This window comes from Dermacoccus sp. UBA1591 (assembly GCF_002322065.1).
In the GTDB taxonomy this organism is placed as follows: Bacteria; Actinomycetota; Actinomycetes; order Actinomycetales; family Dermatophilaceae; genus Dermacoccus; species Dermacoccus nishinomiyaensis.
In genome coordinates this window covers 3950-23426 of sequence record NZ_DCNR01000080.1, presented here as the reverse complement: position 1 = coordinate 23426, position 19477 = coordinate 3950, and the positions used below count along the sequence as shown (strand labels likewise).

The 19477-nt window shown below is 69.4% G+C and carries 13 protein-coding genes and 1 pseudogene; 5 read left to right on the top strand and 9 right to left on the bottom strand.

Translation table 11 applies throughout. The annotated features are described in order from the left end of the window. A pseudogene (locus tag B2284_RS08455) lies at positions 1-754 on the top strand (glycogen debranching protein GlgX); the annotation flags it as partial. Between the two features lie 67 nt (positions 755-821). Here the strand turns inward: B2284_RS08455 and B2284_RS08450 are convergent. From B2284_RS08450 to B2284_RS08440, 3 genes are all read right to left on the bottom strand, one after another. Continuing rightward, entirely contained in the window at positions 822-1361 is a 540-nt protein-coding gene (locus B2284_RS08450) for a hypothetical protein (protein WP_136788449.1), read from the bottom strand. Positions 1362-1568: 207 nt separating this feature from the next. Further along, on the bottom strand, positions 1569-2066 hold the full coding sequence (locus B2284_RS08445) for a hypothetical protein (protein WP_006945960.1): 498 nt from the start codon (positions 2064-2066) through the stop codon (positions 1569-1571). Further along, positions 2066-2431, bottom strand: coding sequence for a hypothetical protein (locus tag B2284_RS08440; protein WP_136788448.1), 366 nt, complete (start codon positions 2429-2431; stop codon positions 2066-2068). The genes B2284_RS08445 and B2284_RS08440 overlap by 1 nt, the downstream gene beginning before the upstream one ends. A 154-nt stretch (positions 2432-2585) precedes the next feature. Here B2284_RS08440 and B2284_RS08435 point away from each other — a divergent pair, with 154 nt between their 5' ends. The 4 genes from B2284_RS08435 (at position 2586) to pgm (ending at position 12900) form a co-directional block, all read left to right on the top strand. Beyond that, positions 2586-4787 carry an alpha-1,4-glucan--maltose-1-phosphate maltosyltransferase gene (locus tag B2284_RS08435; RefSeq protein WP_276606018.1) on the top strand — a complete coding sequence of 734 codons (2202 nt, stop codon included), beginning with the start codon at positions 2586-2588 and terminating at the stop codon, positions 4785-4787. Positions 4788-4789: 2 nt separating this feature from the next. Continuing rightward, positions 4790-6610, top strand: coding sequence for a maltose alpha-D-glucosyltransferase (gene treS, locus B2284_RS08430; RefSeq protein ID WP_074040756.1), 1821 nt, complete (start codon positions 4790-4792; stop codon positions 6608-6610). Then, complete coding sequence (glgB, locus tag B2284_RS08425) at positions 6610-11118, top strand: 1,4-alpha-glucan branching protein GlgB (protein WP_074040755.1); 4509 nt, start codon at positions 6610-6612, stop codon at positions 11116-11118. Before treS ends, glgB begins: the two co-directional genes overlap by 1 nt. A gap of 135 nt (positions 11119-11253) precedes the next feature. After that, positions 11254-12900 carry a phosphoglucomutase (alpha-D-glucose-1,6-bisphosphate-dependent) gene (gene pgm / locus B2284_RS08420; protein WP_074040754.1) on the top strand — a complete coding sequence of 549 codons (1647 nt, stop codon included), beginning with the start codon at positions 11254-11256 and terminating at the stop codon, positions 12898-12900. A gap of 178 nt (positions 12901-13078) precedes the next feature. Here pgm and B2284_RS08415 read toward each other — a convergent pair whose 3' ends face one another. The 6 genes from B2284_RS08415 to B2284_RS08390 form a co-directional block, all read right to left on the bottom strand. Next, the gene (locus B2284_RS08415; protein ID WP_074040753.1) at positions 13079-14176 is read right to left on the bottom strand and encodes a co-chaperone YbbN; all 1098 of its coding nucleotides are present in this window, start codon (positions 14174-14176) and stop codon (positions 13079-13081) included. A 131-nt stretch (positions 14177-14307) separates the two neighbouring features. Next, positions 14308-14811, bottom strand: a complete 504-nt coding sequence (locus tag B2284_RS08410) for a GNAT family N-acetyltransferase (protein WP_074040775.1) — start codon at positions 14809-14811, stop codon at positions 14308-14310. 50 nt (positions 14812-14861) lie between these two features. Next, positions 14862-15170 carry a thiamine-binding protein gene (locus B2284_RS08405; protein ID WP_074040752.1) on the bottom strand — a complete coding sequence of 103 codons (309 nt, stop codon included), beginning with the start codon at positions 15168-15170 and terminating at the stop codon, positions 14862-14864. Positions 15171-15269: 99 nt separating this feature from the next. Next, the gene (locus B2284_RS08400; protein ID WP_074040751.1) at positions 15270-16979 is read right to left on the bottom strand and encodes an NAD(P)/FAD-dependent oxidoreductase; all 1710 of its coding nucleotides are present in this window, start codon (positions 16977-16979) and stop codon (positions 15270-15272) included. Positions 16980-17131: 152 nt separating this feature from the next. After that, complete coding sequence (meaB, locus tag B2284_RS08395; protein ID WP_074040750.1) at positions 17132-18082, bottom strand: methylmalonyl Co-A mutase-associated GTPase MeaB; 951 nt, start codon at positions 18080-18082, stop codon at positions 17132-17134. Positions 18083-18107: 25 nt separating this feature from the next. Further along, entirely contained in the window at positions 18108-19301 is a 1194-nt protein-coding gene (locus B2284_RS08390) for an acetyl-CoA C-acetyltransferase (RefSeq protein WP_074040749.1), read from the bottom strand. Between the last annotated feature and the right edge of the window lie 176 nt (positions 19302-19477).

Below are 19477 nucleotides of genomic sequence, written 5' to 3'. Positions count from 1 at the left end.
CAACGGGGAAGACAACCGCGACGGCACGAGTGACAACCGGTCGTGGAATCACGGTGTCGAGGGTTGGCCGGGTGACGCGGTCGACGAGTCGGGTGGTGAGCCGACGTCAGACGCCGCCGCCGGGAGCGGCTCGGGTGGTGCGGGCGATGTGGCAGCGGATCTCGCAGCCCGACGACTGCGCTCGATGCGCAACATGCTCGGCACGTTGCTGCTGTCGGCCGGCGTGCCGATGCTGACCGCAGGCGACGAGTTCGCTCGAACGCAGCATGGCAACAACAACGCCTATTGCCAGGATTCGCCGATCGGCTGGGTCGACTGGAATCACTCCCCCGCCCAGCGTGATCTGCTCGCGACGACGCGGCACCTGCTCGCCCTGCGGCGCCGCTTCGGCGTGCTGCGCCATCCCGATTTCTATCCCGGCTCCCGCACCGTGATGGGTGAGCCTGACGTGCGCTGGTTCTCCGCGGCCGGGGTTGGGCTGAGTGACGCCGAGTGGACGTGCCCCTCGACGCGCACGCTGCAGGCGTTCTTCGACGGTGGTGACACGCACGACGAGTCGGTCCTGCTCGTCCTGCACGGGGCGCTCGACGCTGCATCGGTGGCGTTGCCGCCGTCACCGGACGGGGGCGGCTGGAGCGTCGTGTGGGATTCGGCGCAGCCGTCGCCGCCGCCAGAGGGCCAGTTTGTCGCCGACGGTGGCACGTTCGCCGCCGATGGCCCCTCGATGCTCGTGCTCACGCCGTCGCGCGGCTGAGCTCCCGGAAGGGGTCGAGGAGAAACGCGCTCCAAGAAGCGCGAATCTCCACAACCCCTATCTGTCGTCACGACGACGCCAGATCCTCCAGGCGCGAGCGGACCCAATCGTCGAGGTCGTCGTCAGTCGTCAGCTCGCCGAAGCGAGCGAAATCCACTCCGTACACCTCGCGAGCCGTGGGCAGCTCCGCGACGACCAGCGGCGTCGTCGCAGCAGCGAGCGCGTCGAGCGCATCGAGCACGGCTCGCAACTCCGCCTCCCGCCATGGCGCATGAGGAAGCCGACCCTCGATGTACTCGAACAGGAGCGCCACCCACGTGCCGTCGTCGAACGAGGCGCGCAGGTGCGCACAGGGCACGTCCGGCCCGAGCAACTCGGCCGCCCGGATCTCGTCGCGGTAGAGGCCCGGCGTGACGGGGTTGAGGCTGGGATGGACGGCCTTGAGGAAGGCGCGCGAGCCGTCGGCGCACACGAGACGGTCGGCCGTTCCGGGCGACCTGCCCCCGGATTGCGAGCGCCACTCGACGACTTGCGAACCCAGTTCCCGCTCGACCCACGACGTCACGGGCTCGGGCACATCGACCCAGGTGATGCGCGACTTCTTCATGGAGGCAGTCTTTCGCGACGCCGGTGGGACGGGTGAACGATTTGTCGCAGGTCGCCGGCATCGGGGCCGATGCTCGGCGCGGGCGAGTCACTCAGTGCGCGCCGAGTCGGTCCTGACTGACGCAACGAGCAACAAGTGATTCGGCTGCGGGCGCTCGTCCGTCACGGAACGCGACCGCGGACGCAGCGTGACCGGGATGGCGCAGGTTCAGCGGGTGGCGTTGCGGCGCAGCCACCACAGGCCGACGATCGGCAGGATGAGCGGGACGAAGCCGTAGCCCTGGCCGAAGTGCGACCACACCGTCTTGTCGTGGAAGGCGCTGGGCTGCAGGACACTCCACAATCCGACGATGAGAACTCCGGCGAGCTCGAAGGTGATCGTCGCCCGTGCGAGGCGCACGGACGCGTGGTTGCCGCGCGCGAGCGCCACCGTCGCAACGATGTAGATGACGGCGGCGAGCGCCGACAGCAGGTACGGCACGGGCGCCTTGTCGAACGACTGCGCGATCTGCATGATCGAGCGCCCCGTCGCGGCGAGCGCGAACAACCCGTAGACGGCGACGAGCATGCGCCCCGGCCCGGTGTTGACGCGCCCGCGCGAACCCGACTCGTCGGGCGTCGGCGGCGTCGAATACGCCGCGCCGGGGGTGACGGGTGACGCGCCGTCAGGAAGTGCGTTCGTGGTCTTGCGAGGGGCTTCAGGCATCAGGCGTGTCCGTTCCACAGTTGCACGAGGCGGCCGATCATGACGGCGAGGCCGACGGCGCCGACGAGGAGCACCCCTGTACCCCAGCGCGATTCGCGTTCGGCGATGGCCCAGAACCCGGCGACGGGCAGCACGAAGATCAGACCGACGAGATAGGCGATGAAGACGCCGACGTTCATGTGCGGATCCGCCGAAGCCGACGTCGCGATGCCGACGATCAACTGGATGGCGAGAAGAACCTCGATGGCGATCGTCAGGTAGAACATCGGGTTGTCGATCGGGCGTGCGCGGACGGTGGCGACGAGGGCCAGCAGGGCGAGGACGCACGTCGTCACGAGCAGCGCGACGGTCAACGGCAGAAACACCCGAACATCGTAGTCCCGCGGATGAGTACCAGCCCTACGACGCAGTCGCCGTCACCTCGCGGCGCGTGTCACTGTCCACGAAATCGCCGCCGGGAGGCGGTTGTCGGTGGCATTGGGTAGCGTGACGGACGTGACAGTTTCTCAGCCAGGTGAGATGCCCCCGTTCCCCGACTCAGAGCCCCTGACGTCAGATCTCACTGCCACGTCGGCCAGTGACGACGACCTGGGCGCACCCGCCGCGTCCACCCCGGCGAGTTCCTCGCCCGAGACCGGCCGCTACACGCCCGACACCGAGGAGAAGCGTCCCGAACCGCACGCGCACGCACCCACCGTCGCGCGCGCGGATGACGCACCGCGCGGCATCGGCCGCATCCCCGTCACCGACGTCATGCCGATCGTCGACTGCGGCAACCTGCCGACGAAGTCGGTCGTCGACGAGCCGTTCACGGTGCGCGCCACCGTGTTCCGCGAGGGTCACGACGCCGTCAACGCCTCCCTCGTCATGACGTCGCCGCACGGCGCCGAGCGCATCGTCACGATGACGTGCGTGAACCCGGGGCTCGACCTGTGGACGGGCGAGGTCGAAGCCGACCACGAGGGCGTCTGGCACTTCCGTGTCGAGGGCTGGAGCGACCCGTACGGGACGTGGGATCACGACGCGACGATCAAGGTCGCCGCGGGTGTCGACGTCGAGGTCATGTTCGAAGAGGGCGCCCGTGTGCTCGAGCGCGCGTGTGCGACCAACACCTACGACGATGCTGACGAGCGCGTCCTGCGCGACGCCGTCACGACCCTGCGCGACACCTCGCGCAGCGACGACGAGCGTCTCGCGGCCGGCACGTCTACCGAGGTCAAGGACGTGCTCGAGCGGCTGCCGCTGCGCGACTTCGTCTCCCCCAGCCGCGACTACCCCTGGCTCGTCGAGCGCAAGCTGGCGCTGACGGGCGCGTGGTACGAGTTCTTCCCCCGCTCCGAGGGTGCTCACTTCGACGAGGAGACGCAGAAGTGGGTCTCGGGCACGCTGCGCACCGCCGCCGAGCGTCTGCCCGCCGTCGCCGACATGGGTTTCGACGTCGTCTACCTCACCCCGATCCACCCGATCGGCGAGGTCAACCGCAAGGGCCCGAACAACACGTTGACGGCTGGCCCGGAGGATCCTGGTTCGCCGTACGCCATCGGGTCGAAGGACGGCGGTCACGACGCCATCGAGCCGTCGCTCGGTGACTTCGACGACCTCGACGCGTTCGTCGCCCGCGCGAACGAACTGGGCCTCGAGGTGGCGCTCGACATCGCGCTGCAGTGCGCGCCCGACCACCCCTGGGTCACCTCGCACCCGGAGTGGTTCACCACGCGCAGCGACGGCACGATCGCCTACGCGGAGAACCCCCCGAAGAAGTACCAGGACATCTATCCGCTCAACTTCGACAACGACCCGGCCGGCATCTACGCCGAGGTGCGTCGCGTCATCCAGGTGTGGATCGACCACGGCATCACGATCTTCCGCGTCGACAACCCGCACACGAAGCCCGTCGAGTTCTGGCAGTGGCTGATCGCCGACGTCGCGAAGGACCACCCCGAGGTGATCTGGCTCGCGGAGGCCTTCACGAAGCCCGCGATGATGCACAACCTCGGCCGCATCGGCTTCCAGCAGAGCTACACGTACTACGCCTGGCGCCACCAGCCGTGGGAGATCCGCGAGTACCTCGACGAACTCATCGGCGACACGGCGAGTTACATGCGTCCGAGCTTCTGGCCGACGACGCACGACATCCTCACGCCGTACATGCAGTACGGCGGCCCGGCGGCCTGGAAGCTGCGCGCGGCGCTGGCTGCCACGCTCGTGCCGACCTACGGCATCTACGCCGGGTACGAGCTCATGGAGTCGGTGGCGCGCCCCGGCGCCCAGGAGCAGAACGACAACGAGAAGTACCAGTTCAAGGACCGTCGCTGGGCCGACTACGCCCCCGGCGGGCCCAAGGAGGGCCAGTCGATCGACTGGTACCTGCGCCGGCTCAACGAGATCCGTCGCGCCCACCCGGCGCTCGAGCACCTGCGCAACCTGCGCTGGCACGGCGTCGACGACGAGAACTTCATCGTCTTCTCCAAGAGCCGCGACATCGGTGACGGCGCCAACGGCGGCCAGGACACGGTCATCGTCATCGCCAACACAGACCCGCACGCGACGCGCGAGACCTGGGTGCACCTCGACATGGGCGCGCTCGGACTACGCGGGGACGAAGGGTTCGTCGCGCACGACCTGCTGAGCGACGCCACCTGGCACTGGGGCGAGCACAACTTCGTCCGGCTCGGGCCGGACGCCGAAAACGTCCACATCATCCACGTGAGGAAGTTCTGAGCATGCAAGGTCTTGGTCTGCACCAGCCGGGTCTGAAGCACGACCCGCAGTGGTTCCGTAAGGCCGTGTTCTACGAAGTCCTCGTGCGCGGTTTCAGCGACTCGACGGGCAACGGATCCGGCGACTTCTCGGGCCTCATGGCCCGACTCGACTACCTGCAGTGGCTTGGCGTCGACTGCCTGTGGCTGCCGCCGTTCTACGCCTCGCCGCTGCGCGACGGTGGATACGACATCGCCGACTACAAGCAGGTGCTGCCCGATTTCGGCACGCTGCCCGAGTTCCAGGAGCTCGTCGCGCAGGCGCATGCGCGCGGCATCCGCGTCATCACCGACTTCGTCATGAACCACACGAGCGACCAGCACGCGTGGTTCCAGGCGAGCCGAGAGGACCCGGAAGGCCCGTACGGCGACTACTACGTCTGGTCCGACACGGACGAGAAGTACGAGGACGCGCGCATCATCTTCGTCGACACCGAGGAGTCGAACTGGACCTTCGACCCGGTGCGTCGTCAGTTCTTCTGGCACCGCTTCTTCTCCCACCAGCCGGACCTCAACTTCGAGAACCCGGCCGTGCAGGAGGAGATGTTCGACATCGTTCGGTACTGGATGGACATGGGCATCGACGGCTTCCGCCTCGACGCCGTGCCGTACCTGTTCGAGGAGGAGGGGCACAACGGCGAGAACCACCCGAAGACGCACGAGTTCCTCGTCGAACTGCGCCGGATGGTCGACGAGGAGTACCCCGGCCGCGTCCTGCTCGCCGAGGCCAACCAGATGCCGCACGAGGTCGTCGACTACTTCGGCACCGAGGAAGAACCGGAATGCCACATGTGCTTCCACTTCCCCGTCATGCCGCGCATCTACTACTCGCTGCGCGAGGAGAAGGCGACGCCCATCATCGACGTCCTCGCCGAAACGCCCCCGATCCCCAAGGGCACCCAGTGGGGCACCTTCCTGCGCAACCACGACGAGCTGACGCTCGAGATGGTGACGCCGGAGGAGCGCGCCGCGATGTACGGCTGGTACTCCCCCGATCCGCGCATGCGCGCCAACGTCGGTATCCGTCGTCGCCTCGCGCCGCTGCTCGACAACAGTCGCGCCGAGATCGAGCTGATCAACGCCCTGCTGCTGTCGCTGCCCGGCTCGCCGTGTCTGTACTACGGCGACGAGATCGGCATGGGCGACAACATCTGGCTCGACGACCGTGACGCTGTGCGCACGCCGATGCAGTGGACGCCGGATCGCAACGCCGGTTTTTCGACGGCCGACCCGGGCAAGTTGTACCTGCCGGTCATCCAGAGCCTCGTGTACCACCACAACAACGTCAACGTCGAGGCGCAGATGGCCTCGAGCGCGTCGTTGCTGCACTGGACGCGCGGCATGCTCTCGGTGCGTTCGCGCTACCCCGCGTTCGGCATGGGCGACTTCGTCGTCGCCCCGGCCGACAACGACGCCGTCCTCGCGTTCACGCGCTCGATGTCGGACGAGGACGCGAAGGCCGAGAACACGACGACGAAGCACCTGCTGTGCATCAACAACCTGAGCTCGCGCCCGCAGGGCGCCCGGGTGCAGGTCGCTGCCAAGTTCGCCGGCGCGAAGCTCACCGACATCTTCGGCGGTCAGGGCTTCGGTCAGATCGGTGAGGACGGCACGGTCACCGTCATGCTCGGTTCGCGCGGCTTCTACTGGCTGGCGATCGAGTCCGACGTCAGCGCCGACGACGCGCTGCCCGCCGCGACCGGTACCCCGGAGGCCAACGCCTCCGAGGTGCTCGACGAGTTCAAGGACGACACCACCTCGGACGTTGAGGGAAAGGACCTCTGATGGTCGCCGAGATCCACTCCGGCGCCACGTTGTCACCCGGCAAGCTCGAACTGCTCACGCCGTGGGTGGCGACGCAGCGCTGGTTCCAGGCCAAGGGCCGTGAGCCCCACCTGCGCAAGGTGAGTGCCTTCCGCTTCGAGGACCCGGCAGGTGAGGTCGGCCTCGAGGTGATGTTCCTGCGCGATCTCGACGCCGAGCACGAGACCACCTACCAGGTGCCGGTCACCTACCGTGGTGAGCGCGCGCCGGAGCTGGAGCACGCCTTCATCGGCACGATCGAGCACTCCGCGCTCGGCACGCGTTACGTCTACGACGGCCCGCACGACCCGGTGTTCGCCGCCGTCCTGCTCGCGACGATGGCGTCGGGCGGAACGCAGGCCGAGCGCAGCGACGGTGTCGTCGAGATGAGCGTCGCAGGCCGGCCCGGTCCGCAGAGCGCCGATCTCGCCGCGATGCGCAGCGCCACGGTGCTGCGTGGCGAGCAGTCGAACACGTCGATCATCTACACCCTCGACGACGGCGAGCAGCTCATCGCCAAGCTGTTCCGTGTGCTCAACGTCGGCGCCAACCCCGACATCGAGGTGACGGGGGCCCTGACGAGAGCGGGCAACACGCACGTGCCGGCGCTGCTGGCATCTCTCAGTGGTTCGTACACGGAGGGGCGTCACTCTCGCGAGCAGCTCGTCGCGGACCTCGCGTTCGCGCAGGAGTTCCTGCCCGACGTGCGGGACGCCTGGCGTGAGGCCCTCGACGCGGCTCGCGAGAACCGTGACTTCACCGACGGCGCCCGCGAACTCGGTCGTACGACGGCGCAGGTGCACCGCACCCTCGCCGAGGTGCTGCCGAGCGTCGAGGCCGACACCGACCGTGTCGATGCCCTCGTCGACGAGATGCACGAGCGAGCGGCAGCGGCCCTCAACGACGCGCCGCAGCTCGCGGAGCGCGCCACGCAGATCGCCCACCGCATCGACGCCGGGCGCAGCGCGCAGTGGCCGCGCTTCCAGCGCATCCACGGCGACTACCACCTCGGCCAGGTGCTCGACGTACGCGGGCGTGGGTGGGTCCTGCTCGACTTCGAGGGCGAGCCACTGCGTCCGCTCGAGGAGCGCTCGGCACCAGACGTCGCCGTGCGCGACGTCGCGGGCATGCTGCGTTCGTTCGACTACGCCGGTGGCACGATCGAGAACGAGATCGCCGGCGCCGACGGCGACCGCCGCGCGTGGGTCAGCGCCGCTCAGGACGCCTTCCTCGCCGGTTACGAGAGCGAACTCGGCGCCGTCGACCGCGACCTGCTCGACCTGTTCGTGCTCGACAAAGCGCTCTACGAGTGCTCGTACGAGGCCCGCAACCGCCCCGACTGGTTGAGCATCCCCGCCGACGCCGTCGGCCGCATCCTCACCACCTCCACCGACTCGTCCGCGACCCACGGCGAGGCGCCCACGATGACGCCCGCCGACGAGGACGACGCCGCGCCCACCGGCGCCGCGGAAAGGAGCACCATGACCTCCGATGACAGCACGACGCCCACTCCTGCCTCGATGCGCCCGTCCGACACGAACGGCGCTCCCCTCGTCTCGACGCAGGATGCCGACGCTTCCGGCGCCGCTCCGCTCGTCGCGCCGCAGGGCGCACCCGCGACGGGTGACACGACTGTCGCGGCTGCGGGAGACAAGCCCGAGGCGGCCGCGAGCGACGCGGGTTCTGGCGGTGGCCTGAGCGCCGCCGGTGAGACGAGCGACGCTTCTACCACCGACGCGAGCGCCCTCGGCGCCGCCTCGCCCGCCGTCACGCCGTCGCGCGTCGAGGTGAGCGAACTCGACGCCGTCGTCGCCGGTGAGCACCGTGACCCGCACCGTGTGCTCGGCGCGCATGTCGAGAACGGCGTCATCACGTTCCGCGTCGTGCGCCCGATGGCGCGTGGCGTCGTCATCGACATGGGCGAGACTGTGCTCGAGCTCACGCACGAGCACGACGGCATCTGGGCCGGCGCGATTGCGGGTGAGTACATGCCCGACTACCGCGTCATCACGACGTATGACGACCGCAGCGAGCACCGCGGCGACGACCCGTACCGCTTCATGCCGACCCTCGGCGAGATCGACCTCCACCTCATCGGCGAGGGGCGCCACGAAGAGCTGTGGAACGTCCTCGGCGCCCACGTGCGCACCTACCCGAGCATCAAGGGTGACGTCACGGGCACCGCGTTCGCCGTCTGGGCGCCCAATGCCAAGGCCGTGCGCGTCGTCGGCGACTTCAACCACTGGGACGGTGTCGGCCACGGCATGCGCACGCTCGGGGAGTCGGGCGTGTGGGAGCTGTTCGTCCCCGACGTGCGCGAGGGCACCGCGTACAAGTTCGAGATCCTGTGCAGCGACGGCGTGCGTCGCGCGAAGGCCGACCCGATGGCGCGCCTCGCGGAGACGGCGCCCGCGACGGCGTCGAAGGTGACGAGCTCGCACTACGAGTGGAACGACGACGCGTGGATGACGAAGCGCGCCGAGACGAACGCGCACCACGGCCCGATGTCGACGTACGAGGTGCACCTCGGTTCGTGGCGTCAGGGGCTCAGCTACCGCGAGATGGCCGAGCACCTCGTCAACTACGTCAAGGATCTGGGCTTCACGCACGTCGAGTTCATGCCCGTGATGGAGCACCCGTACCCGCCGAGCTGGGGCTACCACGTCACGAGCTACTACGCTCCGAACAGCCGCTTCGGCGACCCGGACGACTTCAAGTTCCTCGTCGACCGCCTCCACCAGGAGGGCATCGGCGTCATCCTCGACTGGGTTCCCGGCCACTTCGCCACCGACGAGTGGGCGCTCGCCCGTTTCGACGGCCAGGCGCTCTACGAGCACCCGGACCCGCGCAAGGGCTGGCACCCCGAGTGGGGTTCGAACATCTTCGACTACGGCCGCCCGCAGGTGCGCAACTTCCTCGTCGCCAACGCGCTGTACTGGCTCGAGGAGTTCCACGCCGACGGTCTGCGCGTCGACGGTGTCGCCTCGATGCTGTACCTCAACTACGCCCGCAAGGACGGCGAATGGGTGCCGAACAAGTTCGGCGGCCAGGAGAACCTCGAAGCCGTGCAGCTGCTGCAGGAGACGAACGCGACGGCGTACAAGCGCACGCCGGGTGCCGTCATCATCGCCGAGGAGTCGACGTCGTGGCCGGGCATCACCCGCTCGACGGACACCGGCGGCCTGGGCTTCGGGCTCAAGTGGAACATGGGCTGGATGCACGACTCGCTCGACTACGTCGCGCGTGAGCCGATCTACCGTCAGCATCATCACCACGACCTGACGTTCGCGCTCGTCTACGCGTTCAGCGAGCAGTTCGTGCTGCCCGTCAGCCACGACGAGGTCGTGCACGGCAAGGGCAGCCTGCTGCGCAAGATGCCCGGTGATCGCTGGCAGCAGCTCGCCAACGTGCGCGCCTACCTCGCGTACATGTGGGCCCACCCCGGCAAGCAGCTGCTCTTCATGGGTTCGGAGTTCGCGCAGGAGGCCGAGTGGGCCGACGGTCGCAGCCTCGATTGGTGGTTGCTCGACCAGCCCGCGCACTACGGCGTGCACGCGATGATGAAGGACCTCAACCGCGCCTACCGCGAGCGCCCGGCCCTGTGGGCTCTCGACCACTCGGAGGAGGGCTTCTCGTGGATCAACGCCGACGACGCGGGCCGCAACGCCTACACGTGGCTGCGATTCGCGCCCGCCGAAGCTGACGGGTACCGCCCCGTCGTCGCGATCGCCGCGAACTTCGCCGGCAACCCGCACCACGGCGTCCGCGTGGGCCTTCCCCACCTTGGTACGTGGAACGAGATCGTCAACACCGACGCCGAGGCGTACGGCGGCTCGGGCGTCGGTAACCTGGGTTCGGTCGAGGCCGAGGAGATCCCCTGGGACGGTCAGCCGTACTCGGCCGAGATCACGATGCCGCCGCTCGGTGTCGTGTGGTTCGAGCCGGCGACGCGCCCCGACATGACGCAGGTGGCTGCGCACACCGCTACCGAGCAGGCCGGTGGCGCCGATTCATCGTCCACCGCAACGGCACGACAGGAGAACACGATGAGCGACCAGAACGCAGCGACGAGTTCGTCCGACAAGCAGCCGTCCGAGGCCCTCATCGCGGGCGCGCCGCTCGAGGACGCCGCAGGCAACCCGGGCGCACTCGATCAGCCGCTCGACGGTTCGCGAGGCTGCGCGCAGGCCGAAGACGCTCAGGGAGCGGCCGGCGACCAGCAGGCGCGCTCGCGCACCGGCGTCCCGGCGACGCACCCCGTCGACCACGCGGACGAGGGTGGTTTCGACGTCGAGCAGACCGAGTCGAAGGCGCACGAGCGTGCCTTCACGCCGGCCGGCGAGGACGAGACGGGTGACGAGCCCGTCGAGCACCTCAAGGACATCACCGGCACGCCCGGTGGCGGCCTCGACGAGGACGTCGAGGGTGGCCGCTGGGGCGCCGACGACGAGGCTCGCGACGCCGCCGGCCAGACGCGTCAGCGCGACTGACGACCCGCTCGATCGAGCGCATGAGGCCGGCCGTACCCGCCAGGGGTGCGGCCGGCCTCGTCACGTCGGCCCCGCCTCGCTCCAGGCATCGGTTCGGGCGTTTACGTCGCCGCTCAAAGAGGGCAGGATGAGGGCATGAGCAACCGCGCGGGCCAATTGGCCGAACCTCGTGACCTGATCGACGTCCCCCACCTCGTCACGGCGTACTACACGCTGACGCCCGACCCTGAGAACGTCGACCACCAGGTGGCGTTCGGCACGTCGGGGCACCGCGGTTCGAGCCTCAAGACCGCGTTCAACGAGGCGCACATCCTCGCGACGACGCAGGCGATCGTCGACTACCGCCGCTCGCAGGGCTTCGACGGGCCGTTGTTCCTCGGCCGCGACACCCACGCCCTGTCCGAGCCTGCATGGGCGAGCGCCATCGAGGTACTCGTCGCGAACGACGTCACCGTCCTCATCGACGAGCGTGACGGTTACACGCCTACGCCCGCCGTCAGTCACGCCATCCTGCGCGCGAACAAGGGCAAGGATCTGACGAACGGCTCGGGTCTCGCCGACGGCATCGTCGTCACGCCCTCGCACAACCCGCCCGCCGACGGCGGGTTCAAGTACAACCCGCCGCACGGTGGCCCGGCCGACTCGGACGCGACGAAGGTCATCGCGGCCGCGGCGAACGAGCACATCCGTGACGGGCTCAAGCGTGTCAAGCGCGTGCCGCTGACGCAGGCGATGGGCAAGGTCCAGCGCTACGACTTCCTCGGCACGTACGTCGACGACCTGCCGAACGTCGTCGACCTCGACGCGATCAAGCGCGCCGGCGTGCGCATCGGCGCCGATCCGCTCGGCGGCGCCGCCGTCGCGTACTGGGGTGAGATCGCGGAGCGTCACGGGCTCGACCTCACCGTCGTCAACCCGCTCGTCGACCCGACGTGGCGCTTCATGACGCTTGACTGGGACGAGAAGATCCGCATGGATTGCTCCTCCCCCAACGCGATGGCGTCGCTCATCGGCGAGCGCGACAAGTACGACATCGCGACGGGCAACGACGCCGATTCGGACCGTCACGGCATCGTCACGCCCGACGCGGGGCTCATGAACCCCAACCACTTCCTGTCGGTCGCGATCCAGTACCTCTACGGTGGCGCGCGCCCGCAGTGGCGCCAGGACGGGTTCATCGGCAAGACGCTCGTCAGCAGTTCGATGATCGACCGCGTCGCCGACGACCTCGGCCGCACGCTCGTCGAGGTGCCCGTCGGGTTCAAGTGGTTCGTGCCGGGCCTGCTCGACGGTTCGGGCCCGTTCGGCGGCGAGGAGTCGGCGGGCGCGTCGTTCTGCCGCTTCGACGGCTCCGTCTGGACGACGGACAAGGACGGCATCCTGCTCGCGCTGCTCGCCTCGGAGATCAAGGCAACGACGGGCAAGTCGCCGTCACAGCTCTACGGCGAGCTGACGGCGAAGCACGGCGAACCCGCCTACGCGCGCGTCGACGCCCCCGCCACGCGCGAGGAGAAGGCCAAGCTCGGTGCACTGACGCCCGAGGCCGTCACGGCGGACACGTTGGCCGGCGAGCCCATCATCGCCAAGCTCACGGAGGCGCCCGGCAACGGCGCGAAAATCGGCGGCCTCAAGGTCGTCACTGATTCGGCCTGGTTCGCCGCGCGCCCGTCGGGGACCGAGGACGTCTACAAGATCTACGCCGAGTCGTTCCAGGGCCCCGAGCACCTTGCACAGGTGCAGGCTGAGGCGAAGGACGTCGTCGCGGCAGCCCTGGGCAACTGAGGCTCGGTTCCGTCACAACACGAACGAAGGGCTCGCTCCAGGTGGAGCGAGCCCTTCGCGTCCGTCACCCACCGCCGACAGCAGGGCGGCTACGTGCCTGCGTGCAAGTGCACCCGGGGCACTTGCACGCACGGGGTCAGTGCGTCGTTGCCAGACGTCGCCCGGCCCGTCGGGGCTGTCAGTACAGCGCCGACATCAGCGCCGTGCGTGCCTTCTTGACGCGCGGGTCGGTGGCGCCGACGACGTCGAACAGTCCGATGAGGTGCTCACGCGCGGCGTTGCGCTCGTCGCCGGAGGTCGCCTTGACGACGTCGACGAGACGCGCGAACGCGTCTTCGACGTGGCCACCGAGGACATCGAGGTCGGCGACCTGCGTCTGCGCGGTGACGTCGGCCGGGTTCTTCGCGGCGGCGTCACGTGCAGCCTGGAGGTCGACGCCTTGCGTGCGCTGCATGAGCTTGACCTGGCCGAGGGCGAGACGCGCCTCCTCGTCCTTCGGGTTCTCCGTCAGTGCCTGCTCGAACGCGGCGATGGCGCCGTCGTAGTCGCCCTTGTCGATCGACTCGTACGCGAGCTGGTGCAGCGGCGGCAGCTCGGGCTCGGCCTGCTCGCCGCCCTCAGCGCCGGCCTTGCCCGTTGCGTTCGGGTCGTAGTTCGCCACGCGGCCCGCAAGACCGTTCTGCACAGCGATCTGGACGATCTGGTCGACGAGCTCGCGCGTCTGCGCGTCTTCGACGACAGGCGGGATCGGGATCGGCTGGCCCTGGACGAAGGCCGCCGCGAGAATCTGCCCCGGCTGGCCCTGCTGCGCGGCCTGCTGCGAAAGCTGAGCGAAGACCTGACCGATCTCGGGCGCGGTGTCGAGGTCGGCGACGCCCATGAGGACGCGCCCCTCTTGCGCGCGCACCGCGCGCGCGAGCGAAGCGACGGGCGCCAGGGACGCCGGCTGCGAACTCGCCCAGATCGCGATGATGACGGGGTGCTGCACCGACTGCTGCACGAGGCCCTGGAAGTTCTCGGCTGTCACGTCGACGACAAGACCGTCGTGACGGAACGTCTCGGCGATGACGGCGTCGTCGGCGCCCTGCGGCATGGGGGCCTGCCCGGGATTCGCAGCGCTCGGCGCGTTTGCCGGCGCCGCAGCGCCGGCGTTGCCGGTCGGTGCGCCAGCGGCCGATGCGGGGCGCCCGGCAGGAGCGCCGCCCTGCGGCTTCTTGAGCGAGGACAGGTCAACGGCACCGCGCAGCGACGCGGCGTTCAACGGCTGATTCGACATGCCCTCATTGTTGCAGGGCGCGCCGGGGCGGGCGACGCATGATCGCGCACAGCGAACACCTGGCCGCACGTGGCGAGGCGCGTCCCTCGGGTCGGACCGTCACTCCGCGGCGGGTCCTCGCGCCCGGGCCGTCAGCCCCGCGAGCGCACCATCCGCAGGTCGTACGAACCCGAGCTGTCGTCCTTGCCGACGCCGTCGAGTTCGAACCCGTGCTTGCGGTAGAACGCCTGCGCACGCTCGTTGCCGTCGACGACCCAGAGGTAGGCCTCTTGGTCGCCGAGTTCGCGTGTCATGAGTTCGTGCGCGAGGCCCGTGCCGTGGTGCGCCTTGCCGAGATTGAGCACCTGCAGTTCGACGTCCGCGGGCGCGTCGTCGTCGCGGGCCTTGCCGATGCAGATCCACCCGACGAGCGCACCGCTCGAGCGGTCGAATGCCCCGACGACCCGAGGCGCCTCGGCGGAGGTCAACCACGCGCGCCAGCGCTTCGCACCGTCGACGGGATCGAGCCCGTCGAGCTTCTCCTGCGGGATGAGCCCGGTGTAGGTGTCGCGCCAGATCGTGACGTGGAGCTGGGCGAGCTCGTCGGCGTCATCGCTTGTCAGTCCACGGATCTCGTAGCGCTCGTCGATGGTCATGTTGACGTCCTCTCTCGTGGTCATTATCAGCGCCCGGCGAGGCCCGGGCGTCAGTTCGACTCGGCGAGCCGGGCTTCGACGCGCTCGACCTTCGCGTCGAGCTGGCCGGTGTAGCCCGGGCGGATGTCGGCCTTCAGCACGAGCGAGACGCGCGGGGACGCGACTTGGACGGCCTCGCAGGCGCGCTTGATGACGTCCATGCACTCGTCCCACTCCCCCTCGAGGGTCGTGAACATCGAGTCGGTGCGGTTCGGGATGCCCGACTGACGCACGACGCGGATGGCTGCGGCCACCGCCTCGCTGACGGAACCGTCCGGGTCGTCCGTCGTCGACGGTGCGACGGAGAAAGCGACGAGCATGATGATCTCCTCGAAGGTGATGGGAACGATGCAGTCAGGTTCGCACGTCGGCCACCGCGCGCGGCGTGCGACGAGCGTCGCGTCTTGGGCCCGGCAGGATCAGCTCGCGCAGGCGTCCGGGTCGCAGGTCCCCGTCACGACGGCCTCGAGCCAGTGGTGAACGAGCGTCACGGCCCCCGCGCCCTCACCCGACGCCGCGGCGACGCGCTTCATCGACCCAGCGCGGATGTCGCCTGCGGCGAACACGCCAGGCACGCTCGTCGCGAGCGCTTCCGGGGGAAGCCCGTCACGCCAGAACTCCTGCGGCACGTCACGACCGGTGAGCACGAAACCCTTGGCGTCACGCGCCACGGTGCCGTCGAGCCAGTCGACGCACGGGTGCGCGCCGAGCAGGAGGAACAGCCCGCAGGCGGGAACCGTCAGCTCCTGGTCCTTCTCGTTGAAGCGGATCGTCACGTGCTGCAGCCGATCGGTGCCGCTCGCCCCGACGATCTCCGCATTCGTCTTGACGACGATTCGCGGGTTCGCCTCGATCTCGCGGATGAGGTAATCCGACATCGTCTCCGCGAGCCCGTCGCGACGCACGACGATGCTGACGGAGCGCGCGAAGCGTGAGAGGTGGATGGCGGCCTGGCCCGCCGAGTTGCCGCCGCCGACGACGAGGACGTGCCCGCCCTCGCACTCGCGGGCAGCCGACGACGCCGCGCCGTAGTACACGCCGCGTCCGACGAAGCCTTCGACCTCCTCGACGCCCAGGCGACGGTAGGCCACGCCCGTCGAGATGAGAACGGCGCGGGCGCAGACCGGCCCATCGTCGGTCTCGAGCACGTGCGGTTCGCCGCGATAGCCGGGCGTGAAACCGGTGACCTCGGTGGCCGAGTAGATGCCCGCGCCGAACCGAGTGGCCTGGAACCGTGCGCGCTGCGCGAGGCGCATGCCCGAGATGCCGCGGGGAAAGCCCAGATAGTTGCGGATCATCGCGCTCGTGCCGGCCTGCCCGCCCACGGCGTCGGCCTCGATGACGGCTGTGCTCAGCCCCTCGCTCGCGCCGTACACCGCGGCAGCGAGGCCGGCCGGGCCCGCACCGACGATCGCAAGGTCGACGACGTGGCCCTCACCCAACTCGTCGACGGTGGCGCCGAAGGCGCGCCCGAGCACACGGACGTCAGGGTTGGCGTGAACCTCGCGCTCGGCGATGCGCACGAGCGGATAGGCGATCTCGATGCCCTGCGAACGCGCCATCTCGAGCGTCTTGGCTGCGTGCGGAGCCTCCGGCGGCCAGACCCCCGTCGGGATGCCCTGGCGATCGAGGAAGTCGCGCAGCACCCCGACGTTGGGGTCGCCTGGGGGCGCCACGATGTTGACGAGCTCGATCTCGGGGCCACCCGCCGACCACCCCCAGTCCGAGAGCAGCTCGGTGACGGCGGTGTGAAACTCCTCGTCGCGCGGGCCGCTCGGCAGCAGGAGCGCGGCCTCGATCTGGCCGCTGATCTGCGCGACGCGCTGCTCCTCGACCGCCCACGGTTCGCTGCGCAGGCGCACCATGACCCGCTTGGCCGCCGGCATGACGGCATGCAGGCACTGCAGCGTGACGAGGCCCGTCGCGTCGCCCACCTGCGTCGTCGCGGCGAACATCGCGACCGGGAGGCCGCGCGCGTTGAGGCCCTGCGCCATCGTCATCGATTCGCTGAGCGTCGTGGCGAGTTGCAGGTCGTAGTCGGCAGCGTAGCGGTGGGCGAATTCTTCCCGCATCTCTTCGGCGTGCTCAGCGGCCGCGATGAGCATGATGACGGGCGTGGGAGGCTTCATGCTCCGAGTGTAGGCACCGGCGCCGACAACCCCGATATTCCGCGGAATCAGAGCTGATACCGGCCGTCGACGCACGTCCGAACTCGCTCTTGCGACGCCTCGCCGCCATGGGCTCTCGCGCGGTTTCGGGACGCGCATCGAGCCCCTCACCCTCAACCCGCGACGGCCTGCGCCGCGGCGTAGGGGTCCAGAACCCCTCGAGCGACAGCCTCAGCGAGATCCTCGAGCTTCACCTCGGCGTTGGGGCGTTCCCAGCGCTCACGCAGTCGCCGCACCGCGAGCTCTTCGATCTCGCCCGCAGCCCGACGTCGGCGACGCAGGCTCAGCTCGTCGTGCTCGCTCAGCCACGCTCGGTGGGTCGCGATGGCGTCGATGACGTCCGCCGCCCCTTCGCCCCGTTCTGCGACCGTCGTGACGATCGGTGGGCGCCACTGCCCCGGCTCCCCCGTCTGGCCGAGCGAGATCATGGCGCGCAGGTCGCGCACGGTCGCCGCAGCGCCGTCGTGATCGGCCTTGTTGACGACGAAGACGTCCGCGATCTCGAGGACCCCGGCCTTCGCGGCCTGGATGGAATCTCCGGCCCCGGGCGCGAGCAGGACGATCGTCGTGTCGGCGAGCGAGGCGATGTGCACCTCCGACTGGCCGACGCCCACCGTCTCGACGAGCAGGATGTCGAAGCCGGCGGCGTCGAGCAGCCGCAGTGCAGCGGGCGCCGCCGCCGACAGCCCGCCGAGGTGGCCGCGGGTCGCCATCGAGCGGACGAACACCCCGGAATCACCCGAGTGACCGACCATGCGGATGCGGTCGCCGAGCAGCGCGCCACCGGAGAACGGCGACGAGGGGTCGACCGCGAGCACCGCGACGCTGAGGCCGTGCGCGCGATAGGCCGCGACGAGTGCGTCCGTCGACGTCGACTTGCCGACGCCGGGCGGCCCCGTCAGACCGATGATCTGGGCGTGGCCCGTGAACTGGGCGATGGCTGCACCCAGTTCCGGCAGCGCCGGGTGGTCGTTCTCGATGGCTGTGAGCAACCGCGCGAGGGCGCGCCGGTCACCGTCACGCATCCGCGTGACAAGTGGGTCGACGACGATCTCACGCGGCATGCTCAGGCCGTGTCCTGGTCAGCGCTCAGGCGTCGACGCGCACGATGAGCGCATCACCCTGGCCGCCACCGCCGCACAGGGCAGCAGCACCGACGCCACCACCGCGGCGTTTGAGTTCGTGGGCGAGGGTCAGCACGAGACGCGCGCCCGACATGCCGATCGGGTGGCCAATCGCGATGGCGCCGCCGTTGGGGTTGACCTTCTCCGCGTCGAGGCCGAGTTCCTTCGTCGAGGCCAGGCCGACGGCGGCGAACGCCTCGTTGATCTCGACCACGTCGAGGTCGGCCGGCGTGAGGCCCTCCTTCTCGCAGGCCTTCGCGATTGCGCGCGCCGGCTGGCTCTGCAGCGTCGAGTCGGGGCCGGCGACGACGCCGTGCGCGCCGACCTCGGCGATCCAGGTCAGGCCCAGCTCCTGGGCCCTCGTCTTGCTCATGACGACGAGCGCCGCGGCACCGTCGCTGATCTGGGAGGCGGAGCCTGCCGTGATCGTGCCGTCCTTGCTGAAGGCGGGGCGCAGCTTGCCGAGCGACTCAGTCGTCGTGTCGGCGCGGATACCCTCGTCGTTCTTGAACACGACTGGCTCGCCCTTGCGCTGCGGGATCTCGACGGGGATGACCTCGTCGTCGAAGAGGCCCTTCTCCCAGGCCGCGGCGGCCTTCTGGTGAGAGGCGGCCGAGAACGAGTCCTGCTCTTCGCGGCTGAACTCGACGTCGCCGGCGTTGGCCTGCTCGGTGAGGTTGCCCATCGCCTGGTCGGTGAAAGCGTCCCACAGTCCGTCGAAGGCCATGTGGTCGCGCATCGTCACGTCGCCGTACTTGTAGCCCTCGCGCGACTTCTCGAGCAGGTGCGGCGCGTTCGTCATCGACTCCTGGCCGCCCGCGACGACGACGTCGAACTCGCCCGCGCGGATCAGCTGGGCCGCGAGCGCCACGGCGTCGAGCCCGGACAGGCAGACCTTGTTGATCGTCAGCGCCGGCACGTCCATCGGGATGCCGCCCTTGACGGCGGCCTGGCGCGCGGGGATCTGGCCGGCGCCGGCCGTCAGCACCTGGCCCATGATGACGTAGTCGACCTGGTCGCCCTTGACGCCGGCCTTCTCGAGCGCACCCTTGATGGCGAGGCCACCGAGGTCGGCACCTGAGAAGCCCTTGAGCGAGCCGAGCAGGCGACCCATCGGGGTGCGCGCTCCGGCGACGATGACGGCGGTGGTGTCGGTCATGGTTCCTCCAGTGAGCGGGCGGGCGTGGGTCACGGTGCCGCACGGCCGCCGGTTCGTGTCGATCGCCCGAGTTAATCGTCGTTAACCCGGCTTCCTCGTCCAAGCAAACCATAGAGTGAGGTCATGACCGGCGAAATCACGCACTTGTTCGAGGCCATCGACCACGTCGGCATCGC

Coding starts and splice junctions, on each gene's coding strand:
- B2284_RS08450 (WP_136788449.1), bottom strand. CDS start 1,361: ATGAAGAAGTCGCGCATCACCTGGGTCGATGTGCCCGAGCCCGTGACG.
- B2284_RS08445 (WP_006945960.1), bottom strand. CDS start 2,066: ATGCCTGAAGCCCCTCGCAAGACCACGAACGCACTTCCTGACGGCGCG.
- B2284_RS08435 (WP_276606018.1), top strand. CDS start 2,586: ATGCCCCCGTTCCCCGACTCAGAGCCCCTGACGTCAGATCTCACTGCC.
- treS (WP_074040756.1), top strand. CDS start 4,790: ATGCAAGGTCTTGGTCTGCACCAGCCGGGTCTGAAGCACGACCCGCAG.
- glgB (WP_074040755.1), top strand. CDS start 6,610: ATGGTCGCCGAGATCCACTCCGGCGCCACGTTGTCACCCGGCAAGCTC.
- pgm (WP_074040754.1), top strand. CDS start 11,254: ATGAGCAACCGCGCGGGCCAATTGGCCGAACCTCGTGACCTGATCGAC.
- B2284_RS08415 (WP_074040753.1), bottom strand. CDS start 14,176: ATGTCGAATCAGCCGTTGAACGCCGCGTCGCTGCGCGGTGCCGTTGAC.
- B2284_RS08410 (WP_074040775.1), bottom strand. CDS start 14,811: ATGACCATCGACGAGCGCTACGAGATCCGTGGACTGACAAGCGATGAC.
- B2284_RS08405 (WP_074040752.1), bottom strand. CDS start 15,170: ATGCTCGTCGCTTTCTCCGTCGCACCGTCGACGACGGACGACCCGGAC.
- B2284_RS08400 (WP_074040751.1), bottom strand. CDS start 16,979: ATGAAGCCTCCCACGCCCGTCATCATGCTCATCGCGGCCGCTGAGCAC.
- meaB (WP_074040750.1), bottom strand. CDS start 18,082: ATGCCGCGTGAGATCGTCGTCGACCCACTTGTCACGCGGATGCGTGAC.
- B2284_RS08390 (WP_074040749.1), bottom strand. CDS start 19,301: ATGACCGACACCACCGCCGTCATCGTCGCCGGAGCGCGCACCCCGATG.